23 protein-coding genes are annotated in these 20,256 nt (G+C 62.6%); 12 read left to right on the top strand and 11 right to left on the bottom strand.

From position 1 onward, the window contains the following. Window positions 1–197 precede the first annotated feature (197 nt). From lptC to ptsN, 6 genes are all read left to right on the top strand, one after another. Entirely contained in the window at window positions 198–911 is a 714-nt protein-coding gene (gene lptC, locus NKH78_RS03275; RefSeq protein ID WP_352476407.1) for an LPS export ABC transporter periplasmic protein LptC, read from the top strand. Beyond that, a complete protein-coding gene (locus NKH78_RS03270) occupies window positions 898–1,506 on the top strand; it encodes an LptA/OstA family protein (protein WP_352737508.1) in 609 nt (202 codons plus the stop codon). The genes lptC and NKH78_RS03270 overlap by 14 nt, the downstream gene beginning before the upstream one ends. Further along, complete coding sequence (gene lptB, locus NKH78_RS03265; RefSeq protein ID WP_023718959.1) at window positions 1,506–2,324, top strand: LPS export ABC transporter ATP-binding protein; 819 nt, start codon at window positions 1,506–1,508, stop codon at window positions 2,322–2,324. The genes NKH78_RS03270 and lptB overlap by 1 nt, the downstream gene beginning before the upstream one ends. A 197-nt stretch (window positions 2,325–2,521) precedes the next feature. Further along, entirely contained in the window at window positions 2,522–4,048 is a 1,527-nt protein-coding gene (gene rpoN / locus NKH78_RS03260) for an RNA polymerase factor sigma-54 (RefSeq protein WP_352506602.1), read from the top strand. Window positions 4,049–4,339: 291 nt separating this feature from the next. Next, complete coding sequence (gene hpf, locus NKH78_RS03255; protein ID WP_352506601.1) at window positions 4,340–4,924, top strand: ribosome hibernation-promoting factor, HPF/YfiA family; 585 nt, start codon at window positions 4,340–4,342, stop codon at window positions 4,922–4,924. A 59-nt stretch (window positions 4,925–4,983) separates the two neighbouring features. After that, on the top strand, window positions 4,984–5,448 hold the full coding sequence (ptsN, locus tag NKH78_RS03250; protein ID WP_023675268.1) for a PTS IIA-like nitrogen regulatory protein PtsN: 465 nt from the start codon (window positions 4,984–4,986) through the stop codon (window positions 5,446–5,448). 111 nt (window positions 5,449–5,559) lie between these two features. Here the strand turns inward: ptsN and NKH78_RS03245 are convergent, their stop codons facing one another. Together NKH78_RS03245 and NKH78_RS03240 are read right to left on the bottom strand one after the other, a co-directional pair. After that, complete coding sequence (locus NKH78_RS03245; RefSeq protein WP_023675269.1) at window positions 5,560–5,817, bottom strand: BQ00720 family protein; 258 nt, start codon at window positions 5,815–5,817, stop codon at window positions 5,560–5,562. 63 nt (window positions 5,818–5,880) lie between these two features. Beyond that, window positions 5,881–6,306 carry an Hsp20 family protein gene (locus NKH78_RS03240; protein ID WP_023675270.1) on the bottom strand — a complete coding sequence of 142 codons (426 nt, stop codon included), beginning with the start codon at window positions 6,304–6,306 and terminating at the stop codon, window positions 5,881–5,883. A gap of 144 nt (window positions 6,307–6,450) precedes the next feature. On the opposite strand from NKH78_RS03240, the gene NKH78_RS03235 reads away from it, so the two are divergent. Next, window positions 6,451–7,392: a nucleoside hydrolase gene (locus NKH78_RS03235; RefSeq protein WP_352506600.1), complete on the top strand. Its 942-nt coding sequence runs from the start codon at window positions 6,451–6,453 to the stop codon at window positions 7,390–7,392. Between the two features lie 124 nt (window positions 7,393–7,516). Here NKH78_RS03235 and NKH78_RS03230 read toward each other — a convergent pair whose 3' ends face one another. From NKH78_RS03230 to NKH78_RS03215, 4 genes are all read right to left on the bottom strand, one after another. Beyond that, the gene (locus tag NKH78_RS03230) at window positions 7,517–8,131 is read right to left on the bottom strand and encodes a LysE family translocator (RefSeq protein WP_352506599.1); all 615 of its coding nucleotides are present in this window, start codon (window positions 8,129–8,131) and stop codon (window positions 7,517–7,519) included. A gap of 103 nt (window positions 8,132–8,234) precedes the next feature. Further along, window positions 8,235–9,695: an amidase gene (locus tag NKH78_RS03225; protein WP_352737507.1), complete on the bottom strand. Its 1,461-nt coding sequence runs from the start codon at window positions 9,693–9,695 to the stop codon at window positions 8,235–8,237. Window positions 9,696–9,701: 6 nt separating this feature from the next. Further along, a complete protein-coding gene (locus tag NKH78_RS03220) occupies window positions 9,702–10,610 on the bottom strand; it encodes a ribokinase (RefSeq protein ID WP_352737506.1) in 909 nt (302 codons plus the stop codon). A gap of 102 nt (window positions 10,611–10,712) precedes the next feature. Next, window positions 10,713–11,606 (bottom strand): methylated-DNA--[protein]-cysteine S-methyltransferase, encoded by an 894-nt coding sequence (locus NKH78_RS03215; protein ID WP_352737505.1) that lies wholly within the window; start codon window positions 11,604–11,606, stop codon window positions 10,713–10,715. A 114-nt stretch (window positions 11,607–11,720) separates the two neighbouring features. Here NKH78_RS03215 and NKH78_RS03210 point away from each other — a divergent pair, with 114 nt between their 5' ends. After that, entirely contained in the window at window positions 11,721–12,536 is an 816-nt protein-coding gene (locus tag NKH78_RS03210) for a class I SAM-dependent methyltransferase (protein ID WP_352737504.1), read from the top strand. Between the two features lie 9 nt (window positions 12,537–12,545). On the opposite strand, the gene NKH78_RS03205 is transcribed toward NKH78_RS03210, so the two are convergent. Next, window positions 12,546–13,040 carry a DUF2244 domain-containing protein gene (locus NKH78_RS03205; RefSeq protein ID WP_352737503.1) on the bottom strand — a complete coding sequence of 165 codons (495 nt, stop codon included), beginning with the start codon at window positions 13,038–13,040 and terminating at the stop codon, window positions 12,546–12,548. 22 nt (window positions 13,041–13,062) lie between these two features. On the opposite strand from NKH78_RS03205, the gene nth reads away from it, so the two are divergent. Continuing rightward, complete coding sequence (gene nth, locus NKH78_RS03200; RefSeq protein WP_352737502.1) at window positions 13,063–13,893, top strand: endonuclease III; 831 nt, start codon at window positions 13,063–13,065, stop codon at window positions 13,891–13,893. Window positions 13,894–13,931: 38 nt separating this feature from the next. On the opposite strand, the gene NKH78_RS03195 is transcribed toward nth, so the two are convergent. The 4 genes from NKH78_RS03195 to NKH78_RS03180 form a co-directional block, all read right to left on the bottom strand. Beyond that, entirely contained in the window at window positions 13,932–15,443 is a 1,512-nt protein-coding gene (locus tag NKH78_RS03195; RefSeq protein WP_352737501.1) for a tripartite tricarboxylate transporter permease, read from the bottom strand. Between the two features lie 9 nt (window positions 15,444–15,452). Beyond that, a complete protein-coding gene (locus NKH78_RS03190) occupies window positions 15,453–15,920 on the bottom strand; it encodes a tripartite tricarboxylate transporter TctB family protein (protein WP_352476416.1) in 468 nt (155 codons plus the stop codon). An 80-nt stretch (window positions 15,921–16,000) separates the two neighbouring features. After that, entirely contained in the window at window positions 16,001–16,978 is a 978-nt protein-coding gene (locus NKH78_RS03185) for a tripartite tricarboxylate transporter substrate-binding protein (RefSeq protein WP_352687965.1), read from the bottom strand. 181 nt (window positions 16,979–17,159) lie between these two features. Further along, the gene (locus NKH78_RS03180) at window positions 17,160–17,615 is read right to left on the bottom strand and encodes a DUF2214 family protein (RefSeq protein ID WP_352881856.1); all 456 of its coding nucleotides are present in this window, start codon (window positions 17,613–17,615) and stop codon (window positions 17,160–17,162) included. 225 nt (window positions 17,616–17,840) lie between these two features. On the opposite strand from NKH78_RS03180, the gene NKH78_RS03175 reads away from it, so the two are divergent. The 3 genes from NKH78_RS03175 (at window position 17,841) to NKH78_RS03165 (ending at window position 20,255) form a co-directional block, all read left to right on the top strand. Continuing rightward, window positions 17,841–18,380 (top strand): GNAT family N-acetyltransferase, encoded by a 540-nt coding sequence (locus NKH78_RS03175; RefSeq protein WP_352687969.1) that lies wholly within the window; start codon window positions 17,841–17,843, stop codon window positions 18,378–18,380. 205 nt (window positions 18,381–18,585) lie between these two features. Further along, a complete protein-coding gene (locus NKH78_RS03170; RefSeq protein WP_352506589.1) occupies window positions 18,586–19,563 on the top strand; it encodes a Bug family tripartite tricarboxylate transporter substrate binding protein in 978 nt (325 codons plus the stop codon). A gap of 158 nt (window positions 19,564–19,721) precedes the next feature. Next, window positions 19,722–20,255 carry a tripartite tricarboxylate transporter TctB family protein gene (locus tag NKH78_RS03165; RefSeq protein WP_352687971.1) on the top strand — a complete coding sequence of 178 codons (534 nt, stop codon included), beginning with the start codon at window positions 19,722–19,724 and terminating at the stop codon, window positions 20,253–20,255. Window position 20,256: the final 1 nt, after the last annotated feature.

Raw genomic sequence — 20,256 nt, 5'->3', positions numbered from 1 at the left:
CTCAACCTGTTACGTTCCACAAGCTCTAACACTGTGCGCCCATATCTGGTATGAGGTACAGGCTGCGCTGGGGCCATTTTCGTTGTACAGGGGCGGCTGTCACATTTTTGCGGTTTTCCTCGGCTTGTGCTTGCTTGAGGGCGCCGGCATCCCACCTATAGGGCGGCCTGGCGGGCAGGGGTTTAGAAGAAGCAGTCATGTTAGCGGGACCAATCGAACCGACCAACACCGAGACGGAGTTGGCTCCCAAGGCCGCAGGCCGGGCGCGGGTCGACGCGTTTGACATTGCGCAGCGTCATTCGCGCCGGGTCCGGATCCTGAAGCTGGCCGTACCGCTGGTCGCCGCCGTGATCGCGGTCGCGTTTCCGGTCTATTCCTATCTCATGGCACCCGCTGCAATCGAGGTGCAGGCCGACGGCGGCGCCTTTGCCGATGGCAAGCTGGTGATGGCCAATCCCAAGCTCAACGGCTTCACCAAGCAGAACCTGCCCTATTCGATGACAGCGCTCCGCGCCATACAGGATGTCAGCAAACAGGGCATCATCGATCTGGAAGGTATCAAGGCCAAGCTGCCGATTGCAGCCGACAACACCGCCGCCATCGGTGCTGCGCACGGCACCTACGATCGCGACGGCAACACGTTCAGCCTGACCAGCGACGTGACCGTGTCGACCACGGATGGCGTGGTGGCAAAATTTAAATCAGTCTATCTCGACATGGCCGAAGGCACTATGAAGACAAGCGAACCTGTCGATGTCAGCCGCGGCGGGTCGCGGATCAGGGCGGATTCGATGTCGGTCCAGGACAATGGCAAGGTCCTGATTTTCGAGAACAAGGTGCGCGTCGACATCGATCCCGCCAGTTTGAAGGCGGCAGAGGCAAAGAGCGGAGAGACCAATGCGGTTCAGTAGTTCGGCACGGCGCCTCGCCGCGATCTCGGCCTTAACGCTTGGGTTGCCCTTGGGGCTGACCTTCGGGACAGCGCCGTCGCTGGCGCAATCCGGTGCCACCAGCCAAATGTCCGGCCTCAGGCTGTCGGGCGACAAGCCTATCCAGATCGAAAGCGACAAGCTCGAGGTGCGCCAGGCGGAAAGCGTCGCCGTCTTCACCGGCAACGTCAACGTCGTCCAGGGTCCAACCGTGCTCAAGGCCGGCAAAATGACGGTCTATTACGTCAGGGATGCAGGCGCCGCCAAAGGCGCCCAGCCCGCGGGTGCCGCGGCAATGACCGGATCCGCCAACATCGACCATCTCGAGGTCGACGATAAGGTCTACATCAAATCGGACGATCAGGTTGCCACCGGCGACCGCGGCACCTTCGACATGAAGACCGAAGTGCTGGTGCTTTCGGGCAGCAAAGTCGTGCTCTCGCAAGGCGACAACGTGCTTGTCGGCTGCAAGCTTACCGTGCAGATGAAGAGCGGCCTTGCCCAGGTCGACGCTTGTGGCGGCCGCGTCATGATGTCGATCACGCCACCGGCGAAGTCTGGAGCAGCGAAACCCTGATGACCGGCATATCGTCGCTGCTGGCGCGTCTTCCAGGGCGCGCCGCCAGCAAACTTGCGGCACCGGCCAGGGTCACCGTCGAAGCGGCAAAGTTCAAGGGAACCTTGATCGCCAAAGGGCTGACCAAAAGCTACAAGGGCCGCAAAGTCGTCAGCGGCGTGACGCTGGGCGTGCGCGCCGGCGAGGCGGTTGGGCTGCTCGGCCCCAACGGCGCCGGCAAGACGACCTGTTTCTACATGGTGACCGGCCTAGTGCCGGTCGATGAAGGCACCATCGAAATCGACGGTTTCGACGTCACGTCGATGCCGATGTATCGCCGCGCCCGTCTCGGCATCGGCTACCTGCCGCAGGAAGCGTCGATTTTTCGCGGCCTGAATGTCGAGCAAAACATCCGGGCCGTGCTCGAAGTGGTCGAAAAGAGCCGCAAGGAGCGTGAGCGGCTGCTCGACGAATTGCTCGAGGAATTCCACATCAGCCATCTGCGCAAGGCTCCGTCGCTGTCGCTCTCCGGTGGTGAGCGGCGACGCCTCGAAATTGCCCGCGCCTTGGCAACCCGCCCTGCCTACATGCTGCTCGACGAACCGTTCGCCGGCATCGATCCGATCGCCGTCGCCGACATCCAGCAGCTCGTGCGCCACCTGACGGCACGTGGCATCGGCGTGCTGATCACCGACCACAATGTCCGCGAGACACTTGGCCTGATCGACCGCGCCTACATCATCCATGCCGGTCAGGTGCTGACCCATGGCCGGGCCGACGAGATAGTCGCAAATGCCGATGTGCGGCGGCTTTATCTCGGCGAGGGATTTACGCTCTAAGTGCGAAATTCCGGTTCGAGCGGGATTTCCGGCGTAGTCCAGCAGCTTTTTCTTCAATTTTCTGCCTGAAAACGTGTCGGCAGGCGAGTTTTACCGCTCCTCGCCTTGACAAGCAAAAGCCGGGCCAGTTTCTATGCTGGCCTGGAAAATTCCTTCCAGCAGTGCGGGTGTGTAGACGGAGCGTTTGAAACCGAACCATGGCGTTGGCGGCAAAACTACAGCTACGACAGTCGCAGTCGCTGGTGATGACGCCGCAGCTGATGCAGTCAATCCGCCTGCTGCAGTTCACCCATCTCGAGCTGGAACGCTTCATCGACGACGAGATCGAACGCAATCCACTGCTGGAACGTGCCGAACCGCAGGAGGACGCCGCCAGCGACCAGGCGCAGAAGGGCGACGCTGCACCAGAACCAGCTGCCGACGGCGACTGGTTCGAAGCGGAGACGGCGTGGAGCGCCGAGGCGATCTCGGAAAAGCTCGATACATCGCTGGAAAACCTGTTTCCCGATGATCCTGGTACGAGCGAGCGGCTGGGGCCCGACCTGACGGCGCAATGGAAATCGGCGTCCGGCAACGGTTCCACCTCTTCCTCCGACGGCTTTGACGTCGCGGACATGGCGGCGGCTGCCATCACGCTGCGCGACCATGTCGGCGAGCAGGTAGCGCTCGCCTTTGCCGATCCGGCGGCCCGCCTGATCGCCAGCGAGCTTGCCGACGGCCTCGACGAGGCCGGCTACATGCGTGCCGACATGGCCGAGATCGCGGCCCGCCTCGGCACGAACGCCACGGCGGTGGCAAGGGTCCTGGCGGTCTGCCAGACATTCGAGCCCGCCGGCATCTTCGCCCGCGACCTCGCCGAATGCCTGTTGCTGCAGCTTGCCGTGCGCGACCGGCTCGATCCGGCGATGAAGGCGCTGATCGCCAATCTCGAACTCCTGGCACGGCGCGATTTCCAGACGCTGAAGCGGATTTGCGGCGTCGACGAGGAGGATCTGCTCGACATGCTGGCCGAGATCCGGGCGCTCGACCCGCGGCCAGGAATGGCATTTTCGTGCGGTGCCAGCGACGCAGTCGTGGCCGACGTCGAGGTGCGCGCAGCCAATGACGGCAGCTGGACGGTCGAGCTCAATGCCGAGACGCTGCCGCGCGTGCTGGTCGATCACATCTATTTCGCCCAGGTCACGCCACATGCGAAAAACCAGGCGGAAAAGGATTTCCTCGCCGAATGCCTGCAGAACGCCAACTGGCTCACGCGCAGCCTCGACCAGCGGGCGAAGACCATTCTCAAGGTGGCCTCTGAGATCGTGCGCCAGCAGGACGCTTTTCTCGTCCACGGCGTGCGGCACCTGAAGCCGCTCAACCTGCGTACGGTGGCGGACGCCATCGGCATGCACGAATCAACGGTCAGCCGGGTCACGGCAAACAAATACATGCTGACGCCGCGCGGTGTGTTCGAGCTGCGCTATTTCTTCACCGCCTCGATCGCTTCGTCAGGTGGCGGCGATGCGCATTCGTCGGAAGCGGTGCGCGACCGCATAAAGCAGCTGATCGACGAGGAGAAAGCCGTCGATGTGCTTTCCGACGATGCCATCGTCGACATGCTGCGGGAAAGCGGCGTCGACATTGCCAGACGCACGGTGGCCAAATACCGGGAAGGCATGAACATACCCTCTTCGGTGCAGCGGCGGCGCGAAAAACGCGCTTTGGCCAGCGCCGGCCGTTGAGCTCCGACGGAATTTCCACAGCTTTCGCAGTTCATTGACAAGCGGCAACGAAGTGGCTAGAAGCCCGCCCGCATGAGACGGGCTAGCGAGTGGATTTGAGTTCGCCGATGCCCGCACGAGAGATGGTCCGTCACGACGTAGGCCACGGGACGGCCAAGAAGGCGGCTTGTGATCAACCGGAAAGTTCGGATCTAAAATCGGCGCAAGTGACGCCGCAAAAGCTTGTGCGCGCGGACCACGAGTATAAACTCGGGACAGTTTGAAGCCTGAGCAAGGAAGGTCAGTTTTCAGATGACACTGCGCATATCGGGAAAACACATGGATATCGGCGATGCGTTCCGTACGCGCATCAACGACCGTGTCGGGGAAGTGATCGGGAAATATTTCGATCGGGGCTTTTCAGGGCAAATCGTAGTCGTCAAATCGGGGTCGCGCTACACGGCCGATTGCATGATCCGGCTGGACTCCGGTGCTTCGCTGCAGGCGACCGGCGATGCCCAGGATCCAACGCTTGCCTTCGATACCGCGGCAGACCGTCTGGAAACACGACTCAGGCGCTACAAACGCCGGCTGAAGTCGCACAATTCAGGCAATAGCAACGGCGAGCTCACCGACGTCGCCTATACGGTGATGGCGCCGCTTACCGACGACGAGGAGGACATACCGGAGAATTTCGCGCCGGCCATCGTCGCCGAATCGACCATGACGCTGCGGACCATGTCGGTGGCGTCAGCGGTGATCGAACTCGACACCAAGGACAGCCCGGTCCTGGTCTTCCGCAATGCCGGAAACGACCATCTCAATATCGTCTATCGCCGGCCGGACGGGAATATCGGCTGGATCGACCCGTCCACGGCCAAGGTCGCGCAGGGGTAAAAACCAGCCGCACGCGAGCGTGGGGACTGGCGACGGCAGGCGAACAAGGGATTTCAAGCATGGATCTGAGCGATCTCGTCAGCGTTCCGGCAATCATGCCGGCGTTGAAGGCGAACTCCAAAAAGCAGCTGCTGCAATTGCTGTCCGAACGGGCGGCGGCGATTTCCGGCATTCCGGAGCGAGAGGTGTTCGACACCATCCTGCAACGCGAGCGCCTCGGCTCGACCGGCGTCGGCAACGGCATCGCTATTCCGCACGGCAAGCTGGCTGGGGTGAAGCGGATCGCCGGTGTCTTTGCCCGGCTGGAGACACCGGTGGACTTCGAGGCCCTCGATGATCAGCCGGTCGACCTGGTGTTTCTGCTTTTGGCTCCCGAAGGTGCCGGCGCCGACCATCTCAAGGCGCTGTCGCGCATCGCGCGGGTGCTGCGCGATGCCGACACGGTTGCCAAGATCAGAGGCACGCGCGACGCCGTAGCCATCCACGCGCTGCTGTCGGACACGCAGGCCTCGCACGCCGCCTGAGGTTTTGATTAAATCCCTTGAAGGGCCGCCGTGTGCGGCCCTGTCCGTCTCCAACCAGATCGCCGCGCCATATTTGTCAGTTGATGGCGCCGTTGTCAGTGGATAACGACGTTAGTGGATAGCGACCGGGGTCAGATCGTTTTCCAGCGCGCCAGCCAGTGCCCGATCGCGAGCGTCCGAAAGCAGGATCGGCTGGCCATTGGCGGCAAACAGGGCCCACAGTTCCAGCCCGGGCGCGATTTCGCCGAGGCCCGGGAAACGGCCGCGCAGATCGTCGCTCGACACTTTCCTGAGATAGGCGACCGAACCTTCGCCGAGATGGGCGAATTCGCCGCTGGTCATGATGATATTTTCGTTAGTTCTGGTCATTTCAAGCCTCCTTGCCGCGAGACGCCGCTCAAGGCCATCCCGCATGAGAGCTATCGGCAAAAATCAGTCTTTCACCGATATGTTTATTTTTCGTACCAGCCGTTCGGACTCCGGCCGATCGAGATCGATCGACAGAAGGCCGTTCTTCAATTCCGCCGCAATCACCCGCATGCCGTCGGCCAGCACGAAACAGCGCTGGAACTGGCGCGCAGCGATGCCGCGGTGGAGAAATTCGCGCTCGGTGTCGTCGTTCTGACGGCCGCGCACGACCAACTGGTTCTCCTCCGTTGTGACATCGAGATCGCTTTCCGCGAAACCGGCGACGGCGAGCGTGATACGCAGCCTTTCGGTTTTGCCGTCGGCACCGCTGAGGCGCTCGATGTTGTAGGGAGGATAGCTGTCACCGGACTTTGCCAAGCGCTCCAGCGTCTTTTCCATGGAATCGAAACCGAGGAGAAGCGGGCTGGAAAAAGGCGTCATTCGGCTCATGTTACAGTGTCCTCTCAAGAGCGACATAAAGTGGAAAAACCCGGATGGCATTTTTCCCGATGGTCTTGATATGGTCCGCCGCCCGGCAGACTTCAAGCCGTCACACGTCCCGCCCAAAAAGACTTGCCAAAACAAGGAATTGAAATGCCCCAATCCCGCAGGATCATCATCGACACTGACCCCGGCCAGGACGATGCCGTTGCCATATTGCTGGCGCTGGGCAGCGCCGAGCTGGAGATCGTCGGCATCACCGCGGTGGCCGGCAACGTGCCGCTGAAACTTACCGAAAAAAACGCCCGCAAGATCTGCGAACTGGCCGGCCGGACGGACGTCCAGGTCTATGCAGGTGCCATCCGGCCACTGGCGCGCGAACTCGTCACCGCCGAGGAAGTGCATGGCAAGACCGGCCTCAATGGACCGCAACTGCCCGAACCAAAGATGAAGCTGCAGGACGAGTATGCGGTCGATTTCATCGTCGAGACGCTGATGAGGGAGGAGAGCGGCACGATCACGCTGTGCGCGCTCGGACCGCTCACCAATGTTGCGCTGGCGCTGATCCGCGAGCCCAAGATCGGGCCGCGCATCAAGGAGATCGTGCTGATGGGCGGCGGCTTCTTCGAGGGCGGCAACGTCACGCCGACCGCCGAGTTCAACATCTATGTCGACCCGCATGCCGCCGACGTCGTGTTCAAATCCGGCATTCCGATCGTAATGATGCCGCTCGACGTCACCCACAAGGCGCTGACCACCGCCAAGCGCACGAAGGCCTTCCGCAAGCTCGGCACCCGGGTCGGCACGGCCACCGCGGACATGCTGGAATTCTTCGAACGGTTCGACGAGGAAAAATACGGCACCGACGGCGGCCCGCTGCACGATCCTTGCGTCATCGCCTATCTGTTGAAGCCGAAGCTGTTCAAGGGCCGCAACTGCAATGTCAGCGTGGAAACCGCCTCGGAGCTCACCATGGGCATGACGGTGATCGACTGGTGGGGAGTGACCAAGCGGCCGAAGAACGCCATGGTGATGCGTGACATCGACCACGATGCGTTTTTCGCGCTGTTGCTGGAAAGGCTGGGGCGGCTTTAGCGCCGTCTTTCATTCCCCCTTGATGGGTTGGGCGGAGTGCAGTCGTTGCCAAGCTGGAACACCCCTCATCCAACCGAGCTTCGCTCGGCCACCTTCTCCACAACGCGAGAAGGGAAAGGTGCCGTTACTTCGCCTTGGAAAATGCCAGCCACAGGCCGCCGCCGACCAGGAAGCTGCCGCTGATCCGCGACAGCAGCTTGACGCGGCCGGCCGACAGCAGGCGCCCGGCGCGGCCGGCGGCCAGCGCGTAGGTCGAATCCGAGACGGCGGCGAAGATCATCGCGGTGAGACCCATGACGCCGATCTGTAACGCATAATTGCCTTCAGGCGCAATGAACTGCGGAAAGAAGGCGCCGAAGAACACCAGCGTCTTCGGATTGCTGATCGCCACCAGCAGGCCCTGCAAAAAGAAGCCGCCGCGCGGTCTTTTTGCCGATCCGTCGGCGTTCAGCTTGCCTTTCGAGCGGAACATCTGCACGCCCATCCAGATCAGGTAGGCAGCGCCGATCAGCCTGACCAATTCGAACCAGTGGCCCATGCCGGCGATCAGCGAAGTCAATCCGATGCCGACGATGGCGATCATGATGGCTAGCCCGGCCTGGGTGCCGGCGACGTTGGCGAGGCCGGCGCGGGAGCCATGGCGTATGCTGTTGGCGATGATCAGCGTGACCGTCGGTCCAGGCACCAGGACGATGACGATGCAGGCGACGACGTAGGTGGCGTAGAGTTCCAGCGACATTTTTCCCTCCGCAGAATGCCGCTCGTGCGGCGTGCTGTCGCGATCAATGCATGGCGATGAGTTGCGTGCAAGTCGGCGAAGCGCCGACAATGCGGAGCTGATTTCAGCAGGCGCCGGCCTGCCATGGCAGCGTTGCCTCATAGGCGGCAGCCGCCCTCAGCACGGAGGGGTCACCGCGCGGCCCCCCGATCAATTGCATGCCCATTGGCCTGCCCCTGGAGTCGAAGCCCGCCGGCACATTGATCGCCGGGCAGCCGCCCAGCGTGGCGAGCGCTGAGACCTGCATCCAGCGGTGATAGCTGTCCATGGCACGCCCGGCCACTTCCCTTGGCCAGAGGGTGGCGACGTCGAAGGGAAAGACCTGTGCGGCTGGCAGCGCAATCAGGTCGAAACGCTCGAAGAGCGACAGCAGCATTCGATGCCAGGACGAGCGCCTCACAGTTGCCGCATGGATTTGCGGCGCGGTGAGGCGAAGCGCATGTTCCACCTCCCACACGGCCTCCGGCTTCAGCAGACTGCGTTTCAAGGGATCATCGTAGTGCACCTTGAGCGCACAACCGCTGCTCGCCTGCCGAAGCGTTACAAAGGCCTGCCACAGCGCTTCGAAGTCGAATTCCGGCATCAGCGGCTCGGCCTCGAAGGACACATCCGCGAACCGGCCGAGTGCTGCCTCGCAAAGCTGTAGAATGCCTGCTTCAACCGGCAGATGACCGTCGAGATCGCCGAGCCAGGCGATACGCCCGCCGGCCGCCGGCGTTTCCACCCCTTGGAGAAACGAGCCTGGCTTATCATGCGACAGCGGCGCGCGAGGATGATAGCCGGCCTGCACGTCGAGCAGCAGCGCCATGTCGCGCACGTTACGCCCCATCGGCCCTTCGACGCCCATTTGCGCATGAAACACATCAAGGTCAGGGCCAGCCGGCACCAATCCCTGCGACGGGCGGAACCCATAGACATTGTTGTAGGCAGCGGGATTGCGCAACGAGCCGCCAAAATCGCTGCCATCGGCAACGGGAACCATGTCGAGCGCCAGCGCGACCGCCGCGCCGCCGCTCGAGCCGCCGGCGGTCAGCGTCGGGTCGAATGCGTTGAGCGTCTGGCCGAACACGGTGTTGTAGGTGTTGGAGCCGAGCCCGAATTCGGGAACGTTGGTCTTGCCTATGATGATGGCGCCGGCCTTGCGGACGCGCTCGACGAAGAAGTCGTCTTCCTCAGGCACGAAATCGGCGAAGATCGGCGAGCCGAAGGTGGTTCTCAGGCCTTTTGTCAGCGCAAGATCCTTAATCGCGATCGGCAGGCCGAACAGCGATCCGGTATCTCCTCCTCGCGCCAGATGGGCGTCAGCGCTGTCTGCCACGCGCAGGATGTCGGCATGTTCGCGCAATGAAACGATAGCGTTGACCAGCGGGTTCACCGCCTCGATCCTGTCGAGGAATGCCGCGACCACTTCGCGTACCGAAAGTTGCCGGCGCCTGATCCTGTTGGCCAGTTCCACGGCGGACAGGCGGCAGATGTCGCCGGCGGGCGGCACCGCATGCTTCGTTGTCGGGCGCGCGGCTGTCATCCCGCTTTAGCCTGCGGATTTCTGCAAGGCGGCATCGACGTCCCTGGCCAGCGGGATGGCCGGCTGTGCACCGGCTTTCAGGCAGGCCAGCGAACCGGCTGCGGCAGCGCGGGCAAGCGCCTGGTCGAGCGGCAGGCCGGCTGCCAGCCCGGCTGCAAAATAGCCGCAGAACGTGTCGCCGGCGCCGACCGTGTCGAGCGGGGTGATCTTCAGCGCCGGAACCATCAGAAGATCGTCCGGCGTTGCTGCCAGAACGCCGTCCGGGCCAAGCGTGACGACGATGGTGCGGCCGGTTCTCGAGGCATAGTCGCGCATCCGCGCCGGGCGGTCGCGGCCACTCAACGACAGCGCCTCGCCATAGAGGTCGAACTCGGTTTCGTTGGCGACGAGATAGTCGGCCTTGCCGAGGAAGCCGGCGGCGTCGCTATGGAAAGGGGCGGTGTTGAGCACGGTGACCGCGCCGGCCGTCCTTGCCGCGCCAAGCGCCGTCTCGACCGTTTGCAGCGGGACTTCCAACTGCAACAGCACGACATCGCCGTTTTTCAGGAAAGCCTTGGAAAGGTCACCCGGCACGACCGAATCGTTGGCGCCCGGCACAACGGCGATCACGTTCTCGCCGTCGGCGCCGACCATGATCAACGCGGTACCGGTCGAGGCAAAGGTCTCGCCGACGCCGGACAGGTCGATCTTGCCCTCGCGCAGCAGCGCCAGAGCCTCGCCGGCGAAGCTGTCCTTGCCGACTGCGCCGACCATGCGCACCTTGGCCCCGGCGCGGGAGGCGGCCAGCGCCTGGTTGGCGCCCTTGCCGCCGGGGGCAGTAGCGAAACCGGAGCCGCGCACCGTCTCGCCGGGACCGGGCAAGCGGTCGACACTGGCGATGAGGTCGAGATTGATGGAGCCGATGACGACGATCAAGAAGTGCCTCCCGCTAACGCATGCGGGAAGCTACTCCGTAAGATCGCTGCTTGTCACCCTAGCGGTCCTGACATCGCTCCTATCGTTCCATTCTTTGGCTATTTACGAAGAGACCTGTCCCGCCTCCCAGCCGAGGATGGCGCGTTTGCGGGTCAGGCCCCAATGGTAGCCGGTGAGCGCACCGGACTTGCCGAGAGCCCGGTGGCACGGCACGACAAAGGACATCGGATTGGCACCGACCGCGGCACCGACAGCCCGGCTGGCGCTCGGTGCGCCGATGCGCGCGGCGATCGAGGAATAGGTGCAGGCCTGGCCCATCGGAATACACAGCAAGGCTTCCCAGACGCGGACCTGGAAGTCGGTGCCGATCATGACGACGCGGAGCGGCTGGTCGGCGCGCCACAGCGTCGGATCGAAAATACGCGCGGCATAGGGCGCCGTTGCAGCCATGTCCTCGACATAGCTAGCGTTCGGCCAGCGGCTGGACATGTCGGCAAAGGTCGCACGCTCGCCGCCGGGGTCGTTGAAGGCGAGGCCGGCAAGGCCGCGGTCCGTCACCATGATCAGGGCGATGCCGAAAGGCGAGATATGATAGCCGTAGCGGATGGTGAGCCCTGCGCCGCGGGTCTTGTAATCGCCCGGCGACATCGCTTCGTGGGTGACGAACAGATCGTGCAGCCGGCCTGGGCCGGACATGCCGAGCTCGAACGAGGTTTCAAGCAGCGGCATGCCGGCATCGAGCAGCTTGCGCGCATGATCGAGGGTAACGGCCTGCAGAAAAGCCTTGGGCGATAGGCCGGCCCAGCGGGTGAACAGCTTCTGCAGCCCGGTCGGCGTCTCGCCGACCTCCTCGGCCAGCACTTCCAGCGAAGGCTGGTCGCGATAGTCGAGGCTGATCTTTTCGATGGCACGACGGACGATTTCGTAGTCACCGCCTTCAGGCGTGATGTCTTTCTGAAGGATTGCTGTCGTTTTGAGAGGCATTTGGGCGTTCATGGCAGTATCTCCTTGAGTGCGAATATCGTCCTTCGCGGCGCCGATCACCACCCGAAACTTGCTTTCCCGCAGCATGTACCCAGATAGAGCTGGCTTTGAATGGGGAGGACGGTCGTGGCTGGTGAAAAAGTAAACCTGACCGGGGCAAAGGAGACTTTGCTTTTGACACTGTACGGCAAGGCGCTGGAGAGCCGGCTGCCCAATTCGCTGCTCCGGGACTACTTTGCCGACGAGGCGATGCGCAACATCGATTATGATTTCTCGCGGCTCAAGGTCGACAACAATCTCGGCATCGGTCTAGCAATCAGGGCAAAGACGCTGGACGTCTGCGTTCAGGACTTTCTCGCCCGAAATCCTGACGCCATCGTGCTGCATCTGGGGTGTGGGCTCGACACGCGCATATTCCGTATCGACCCGCCAGCCGGCGTGGACTGGTTCGATGTCGACTATCCCGAAGTCATCGACCTCAGGCGCAGGCTCTATCCCGTGCGGGATCGCTACCACCTGATCGCTTCGTCGCTCACCGAACCTGGATGGCTGAACGAAGTACCTCGGGATCGCCCGGCCATAGTCGTGGCGGAAGGCCTGACTCCCTACCTGGCCGCCGAGGAGGGGCAGCAACTGTTTTCTCGTTTGGTGGGACATCTTTCGAGCGGCGAACTGGTTTTCGATGCCTATAGTCGCCTGGGCCTGAAGATCATTCGCCTCAATTCCTCCTTCCGCGCCACCGGCGCCGAGGTCCATTGGAGCATTGAGAACCCGCATGAATTGGAGCGAGCCGTTCCGAAGCTGCGGTTCATCGAGGACATCCCTGCCTATAAGCCGGAACATGCCGCTCGCATGCGCTGGCTCGCGAAACTGTTTGTTCGCCTTTGGAAATGCATTCCAGCATTGCGCAAGATCGGCAGGCTGTTGCGCTATCGGTTCTGAAACGCTGGCTCAGCGCGCCTTGGCGGTCGCCAGAGCGCGCGAAAATGCGGTGGCAAAACTCTCGCGGTCGTCGGGGTTGAGAAAGGCGCCGATCGAGACGGTTTTTCCTTGCGCCTCGACCGCCATTCTGGTGATGCCGATCTCGGCGTGGCGGGCGATCGAAAAGCGTGCCCAGAACGGATTGAAGCGGTGTGATTCCGATTTGCCCGACGGGGCAGTCTTGCAGATATCGAGGCTGGTGCGCGACACCGACACCTCCTCGCGAGCCCGGGCGGCGCGATAATTGGCACGGAAGGCGATATAGACGGCGATCACGTCGAGGCCGAAGAAGCCGAACACCGGCCAGGCGCCGCGCGACAGAAAGAACGCTCCGGTCACCAGCCACCCGAACAGCAGTGCGCCCATCAGGATGGCAAAGCCGGTCTTGCCCAGCGACCGGTGCGGTGTCAGCAGCGCCTGGAAGAATGGCTCGTCGGCCTGAAATGAGGCGTTTGTGTCGCTCATTGGGGAATATTATAGGAAGGCAATGACAAGCCCCAAGCCCAAAAACTCTTCCGCGCTCAAAAAAGACCTGCTGCCCGGCCGCCGCGATGACTCGAACGCCAAGCCGCGTACGCGGCCGGCGAGATCGCGGGTGCTTTACAGCCCGGCCGAGGTGCATGAGATTTTTCGCCGTTTTTCCGTTCAGCGGCCGGAGCCGAGAGGCGAACTCGAACATATCAACCCCTTCACGCTGCTGGTGGCGGTGGTGCTTTCGGCTCAGGCGACGGACGCCGGCGTCAACAAGGCGACGCGGGCGCTGTTCAAAATTGCCGACACGCCGCAAAAGATGCTGGCGCTGGGCGAGGCCAAGCTCGGCGACCATATCCGCACCATCGGGCTATGGCGCAACAAGGCCAAGAACGTCATCGCGCTGTCCGCGGCGCTGATCCGTGACCATGGCGGCGAGGTGCCTGAGGATCGCGATCAACTGGTCGAGCTGCCGGGTGTCGGCCGCAAGACCGCCAATGTCGTGCTCAACGTCGCCTTCGGCCAGCACACGATGGCAGTCGACACGCACATCTTCCGCATCGGTAACAGGCTCGGCCTGGCGCCGGGCAAGACGCCGGAACAGGTAGAGCAAGGTTTCCTGAAGATCATTCCGGATGAATATATCCGGCATGCGCATCATTGGCTGATCCTGCACGGCCGCTATGTCTGCAAGGCACGCAAGCCGGATTGCCCGGCCTGCGTCATCGCCGATATCTGCAAGGCCAAGGAAAAGACGACCAGCGTGCCTGCACCACTGGTCGAGATCGGGCCGCTCGGGCCAGTGGAAGCAGCTCAGGACCGAGCAGCGGCAACCACTGCCCGCTAGCTGAATCTAAAGTTCCTTTTATGCGGCGACATCCATGTTCAGGAACTCTCCTCGACGAACACCTCTTCGCGCTTCTTCTTGACCGCGGGGAGAAAGACGATGACGAGCACGGCGAGCGCGATGAGGAGCAGGCTGGCGCTGATCGGCCGCATCACGAAGGTGCTTGGGTCGCCGCGCGAGAGGATCATAGCGCGGCGCAGGTTTTCCTCAAGCAGCGGGCCGAGCACGAAGCCGAGCAGCAGCGGCGCAGGTTCGCAGCGCAGCTTGGTCAGGAGGTAGCCAAGCAAGCCGAAGAAGGCGACGGCATAGAGGTCGTAGACATTGGTGTTGACGCTGTAAACGCCGATCGAGCAGAACGCCATGATGATCGGGAAGAGCACGTAGTAGGGGATGGTAAGGAGTTTCACCCAGAGCCCGATCAGCGGCAGGTTCAAGACAATCAACATCAGATTGCCGATCCACATCGAGGTGATGATCCCCCAAAACAGCGCGGGCTGTTCGATGGCGACATTGGGGCCGGGCACGATGCCCTGGATGATCATCGCGCCGATCATCAGCGCCATCACCGGGTTGGCCGGAATACCGAGCGTCAGCATTGGGATGAAGGAGGTTTGGGCGCCGGCATTGTTGGCCGATTCCGGTCCGGCGACGCCTTCGATGGCGCCCTTGCCGAATTCCCCCGGGTTTTTCGAGACGCGCTTTTCGACGGTGTAGGACGCAAAGGCGGCAAGGATCGCGCCGCCTCCGGGCAGGATACCGAGCGCCGAACCGATGATCGTTCCGCGCACGATGGGAGCCGCCATGCGGCGAAAATCTTCTTTACTCGGCATAAGGCCGGAGATACTTCGGATCAGCACGGAACGCTCATGCTCGTTTTCGAGGTTGCGCAATATCTCGGCGACGCCGAAGACGCCGACCGCCACTGCGACGAAATTCAGCCCGTCGGCATATTCGCGGATACCGAGTGTGAAGCGGGGCGTACCGGTGTAGATATCGGTGCCGACAAGTCCCAGCAGCAGGCCGAGCACGACCATAGCCAGCGCCTTGACGACCGAGCCGTGGGCGAGCGCGACGGACGAGACCAGGCCGACGATCATCAGCGAAAAATACTCGGCCGCGCCGAATCTCAGCGCTATCGCCGTCAGCGGTGGGGCAAAGATGGCGACGAGGAAGGTCGACACCGTGCCGGCAAAGAACGAGCCTATCGCCGCGGTCGCCAGGGCTGCTCCGGCGCGGCCGTTCCTGGCCATCTGATAGCCGTCGATTGCGGTGACGGCCGACGAGGATTCGCCGGGCATGTTGATGAGAATGGCGGTGGTCGAGCCGCCATACTGCGCGCCGTAATAGATACCGGCGAGCATGATGAGAGAGGAAACCGGGTCGCCAATCTGGAAGGTGATCGGCAACAGCATGGCGATGGTTGCGGTGGCACCGATGCCGGGCAGGACGCCAATCAGCGTGCCGAGAAGGACGCCGATCAGGCAGAAGCCGAGGTTTGCCAAAGATGTGGCTGTCGAAAAGCCGAGTGCGAGGTTGCTGAGGAGTTCCATTTCATCTCCTCACAACGATAGGGGCAACCACGGGCCGAAACGCCGGAACGGCAGGCCGAGGGCGTAGCTGAAAACGACGAATGCGAACAGCGTCAGGCCGGCCGACAGCACGAGTGCGGTCAGCGGCCTCATGCGGCCGCTACCGAACGATGCGATCAGCGCCGTCAGGAAGATCGACGGGATGAAGCCGAGGCCGCGCACCGTCAGGCCGAAGAAGATCGGAGCAGGCAGGATAAACAGCATGCCGCGCCACGCGATGTAACCGATCGGCTCGCTCTCGAAACGCACCGCTTGGACAAGGATGGCGGCGCCAAGCAGGATCAGCACGATCGCCAGCACCAGCGGGAAATAGCCCGGCCCCATGCGAAAGGCGGTGCCGATTTCGAGGCCCAGCGACTGCAGCGCGAAAAAGGCGCCAATAAAGACCAACAGCGCGGCGCATATGCCGTTGGTCCTGTCGATTGCGAAAGGTTTCATTGCGTCCTCCCGGCTCGCCTCATGGGCGTGCCGATGCCGGTGTAAAAAAACGGGGCGCTGATGGCGCCCCGTTAGAACCTTTAGTCGGCGTACTGGCCGGCCGCTTCGATGATCGGCTTCCAGCGCGCGATCTCACTTTCCAGCTTAGCTTTGAGCGCGGCCGGCGTGGCATCGGCCTCCGGCGACGGCTTGGTGCCGAGTTCGGCAAATCGGGCGACGACATTCTGGTCCTTCAGCGCCACCTGCAGCGATTTCGAAAGGCGTTCGGTGATCTCGGCCGGTGTGCCCTTGGGGGCATAGATTCCGTGCCAGATGCCGACCTGCACCTGGGGAAGGCCGGCTTCTATCGTCGTCGGCACGTCCGGCAGCACATCGAGGCGTTGTGGCGAGGTTACGGCATAGGCCTTGATAGTGCCGCCCTGGATCTGCTTGGTGGTATTGGTCGTCTGGTCGCACATGATATCGACCTGGCCGCCGAGAAGATCGGTCATGGCCGGGCCAGTGCCCTTGTAGGGTACGGTGACCAGCGGCGTGCCGATGGCGCTCATGAACAGCATGCCGCACAGATGCGAGGCGGCACCGATCCCGGCATTGGCAACGGTGATGCTGTCCTTGTTGGCCTTGGCATAGTCGACCAGCCCCTTCAGATCGGTCGGCTCGAGGTCCTTGCGGCCGACGATGGTCATCGGCACCTCGGTGACGAGGCCGACATATTCGAAGCCGTTCAGTGTGTCGTAGGCGAGCTTTCTATAGAGCGTAGCACTGGTAGCCATGCCGATGTGATGGAGGAGCAGCGTGTAGCCGTCAGGCTCGGCATTTGCGACGCGGCCGGCGCCGAGCGTGCCGCCGGCGCCGCCGACATTCTCGACGGTGACCTGCTGGCCGAGGTCTTTCGACATAGCTTCCGCGACAAGACGCGTGACGGTGTCGGTCGGGCCACCGGCCGAAAACGGCACGACAATGGTGATGGTGCGTTCGGGGTAGGTCTGCGCGCCAGCGGCCGACGGATAAAGCATGGCGGCCGCAGCGGCAGCCAACGCGGCGATGAGTTTTCGCATCGTGTTTCCTCCCAGGATATGATTGCCAACCGCTGCGCGGGTTCCTCTAAACCGACTGTAGATAGAGCAATAACTAGCGCAACCCGACAAATGACAATCGCGCTCAAACGGCAAACCGCACGTTTCTCTGCGCAAATGAGTGGCAAGGTTGGGCCGTGCGATGCCCTTCCTCCAACCTATTCTAGTAGCCGTAGCCGCGCGCCATCGCCGCCGCGAACACCGGGATCAATAGGAAGATCGATGCCTCGGTGCGGACATAGGTGCGAACGGACGCCAGCTCCGCCGCAGGAACCTGGTGGCCGGGACTGATGCTCGCCTGCGTGTTCCAGGATAGGAAACGGATGGTCGGGATAATCGACAACAGGCCGACAATGGCGAAAGCGGCCATCTTTGCCCAGAACATCCAATTGTAGACGTAGAATTCCCAGCCTTTCAGACCATAGACGACGCGGCCGATGCCAACGACGATGATCAGCATGGCAATGATGCCGTAGTGGCGGTCGATGCCGACGAGCCGCTTCAGCGTCGCGGCGGACAAGTCGCTGCGGATCAGGACGAATTCGGCGCCGATGATGCCTGCCAACGAAAACACCAGCAAATGATGGCAGATGGCAAGCACAAGGTCGGTGGTGTCCATGCTGTATTCCCTCTGTCGGGCGGCAGCGCCGAACCCAACGCGCCTGAACCAATACCGGAGAAAAACTAACACCGCCTGGCAGGATTCACATCAGCCTGGAAGATGATCTACACAGCCTTGGCTCTTGTTTTTCACAACGGATTTGGATTTCCCGTCTCGTGCGTGTCGCTGTCCCCCTTTTGGAAGACCTGCATTAGGCACCGGCAACACAAACGAGACATGACCATGGCCAGTCCGCATACAATTGTCGCCCCAGTGCTTGAGACCTCGCGCACGGTCCTGCGGCCGCACCGGCTTGACGATTTCGACGCCTATGTCGCTATGTGGGCCGATCCCGTCGTCACCCGCTTTATCGGCGGGAAGCCGCGCACGCGGGAGGAAAGCTGGATGCGCTTCCTACGCCACGCCGGCCTGTGGTCGCTTCTGGGCTACGGCTTCTGGGCGATCGAGGATAAGGCGACCGGCTGCTTCATCGGCGAGGCCGGCTTTCACGATCTGAAACGCGACATGACGCCGTCGATCGAGGGCATTCCGGAGACCGGCTGGGCTCTGGTTTCGGGCGCGCATGGCCACGGGTTGGCCAGCGAAGTCGTCGCACGGGTGCTTGCCTGGGGCGACGAGACGTTCGGCGCCGCGAAGACCGTCTGCATCATCGATCCGGAGAACACCGGATCGCTGAACGTCGCGGCAAAATGTGGTTACGGCGAAGTGCTTCGAACCGTCTACCAAGGCAAGCCGACCATCCTGCTGGAGCGGCAGCCCTGACGGGCGCCGTCTGGCGTCTGCCTGCCACGTCGTCCGGCGTCAAGTTCGCCTGCCTGAAGATCGCACAGTCCGATTGTGCCGCATGCGGCGTGTTCTGTCTTTGACAGGAGGACGCAAACTCTGCATGAATTTTATCGAGCGGGTCTGAAATCAGGCCACGTTTCTGGCAGGCACCGGAGGAGGTGTCGCGATTTGGAGGAATCCCATGCTGAACAGACGCCGATTCTTGATGAGCACCGCGGCAGCAGGTGCTGCCGGACTCACGGCATCGCATTTTGTCCCCGCCTTTGCGCAGGACGCGCCGCAGCTGCAGATTTTCGTGCCGGCGGCGCCGGGCGGCGGCTGGGACCAGACGGCGCGCGCCATGGACCAGGTGCTGCGCAGCGAAAAACTGATTTCCGGGTCGCAGATCACCAATGTCGGCGGCGCCGGCGGTACTGTCGGCCTGCCGCAATTCGTCAACCAATGGAAGGGCAAGGGCAATGCGCTGATGGTGGCCGGCATGGTCATGGTAGGCGCCATCATCGCCAACAAGGCGGCCAACAACCTTACCGAGGTCACGCCGATCGCCCGCCTCACCGGTGAGTTCGAGGCGCTTGTGGTGCCGGCCGCCTCGCCGTTCAAGACGGCCGCGGACTTTGTCGCGGCTCTCAAGGCTGACCCGACGCAGGTTCCGGTTGCTGGCGGTTCGGCCGGCGGCTCGGACCATATATTGTTCGGCCTCATCGCCAAGACCGTTGGTGTTCCGGCCACCAATCTTTCCTATGTGCCGTTCGCCGGCGGCGGCGAGGCGCTTTCGGCGCTGCTCGGCAACCAGGTCGCGGCCGGCATCTCCGGCTACGGCGAGTTCGCCGAACAGGTCAAGGCGGGTGCGCTGCGGCTGCTGGCCATCTCCGCGGACAAACGCCAGGAGGGGATCGATGCGCCGACGATGAAGGAAGCAGGCATCGATGTCGAGCTGTTCAACTGGCGTGGCGTCTTCGCACCGCCCGGCGTCTCGGACGCCGACAAGGCAGCAATGATCAAGCTGATCGAGACCATGGCCAAGAGCGACGCCTGGGCCACCGAATGCAAGAACCGCAACTGGACGCAGATCCTGCTTACCGGTGACGATTATGCGAAATTCGTCGCAGAAGACACGGCCCGCATCGGGACGATCCTCAAGGACCTCGGTCTAGCGTGATGCTCTCGGCAAGGGGTGGCAGCCTGCGCCAACCCTTGCCGACTTTCGCTAGCCGCATGGACATACGCGGCGCCGGAGGTGAAACTACGCCAAGATCGGCCGGGTGAGACCGGTCCAAGGAGAACCGGCCCCAAGGGACCGACATTGGGAGGACGATGATGAGCACCAGCGACCAGCCGGCGCCGCCGCGCCTTGCAGTGCCCGAACTGCTGATCGGCGTCGGGCTCCTCGCCTGTGCGAGTGCGGTTGCCTGGCAGACGCTGGCAATCCCGGTGTCGCCGCTCTATTCCAAGGTCGGTCCGACCGTCTTTCCCTACATCACCATGACCGGCATGGTGATCCTGTCGCTGCTGCTCATCATTGCCGCCTTGCGGGGCGGCTGGCAGCCGGAGGACGAAAAGGCGACGCCGACCGACTGGAAGGCGATGGGCATCGTCGCCCTCGGACTGATCGCCAACCTCGTGCTGATCCAGCCGCTCGGCTTTACCGCGGCATCTGTCATCATGTTCGTTCTCATCTGCCACGGTTTCGGCAGCCGGCGCCCGCTGCGTGACGTGCTGCTCGGGCTGATCCTGGCGCTTGCCGCCTATTTCGGCTTTGCCAGGGCGCTCGGCGTCAATATCGGCGCCGGCTTCATCGAAAACCAGCTGAACGCGATCGTCGATTCGCTCGTCACCATGCTGAGGGGCTGAC

It is taken from the genome of Mesorhizobium sp. M0910, assembly GCF_040319465.1.
GTDB lineage: Bacteria > Pseudomonadota > Alphaproteobacteria > Rhizobiales > Rhizobiaceae > Mesorhizobium.
Note: the sequence above shows the minus strand (reverse complement) of the source record. Positions and strands in the feature narration are given on the sequence as shown.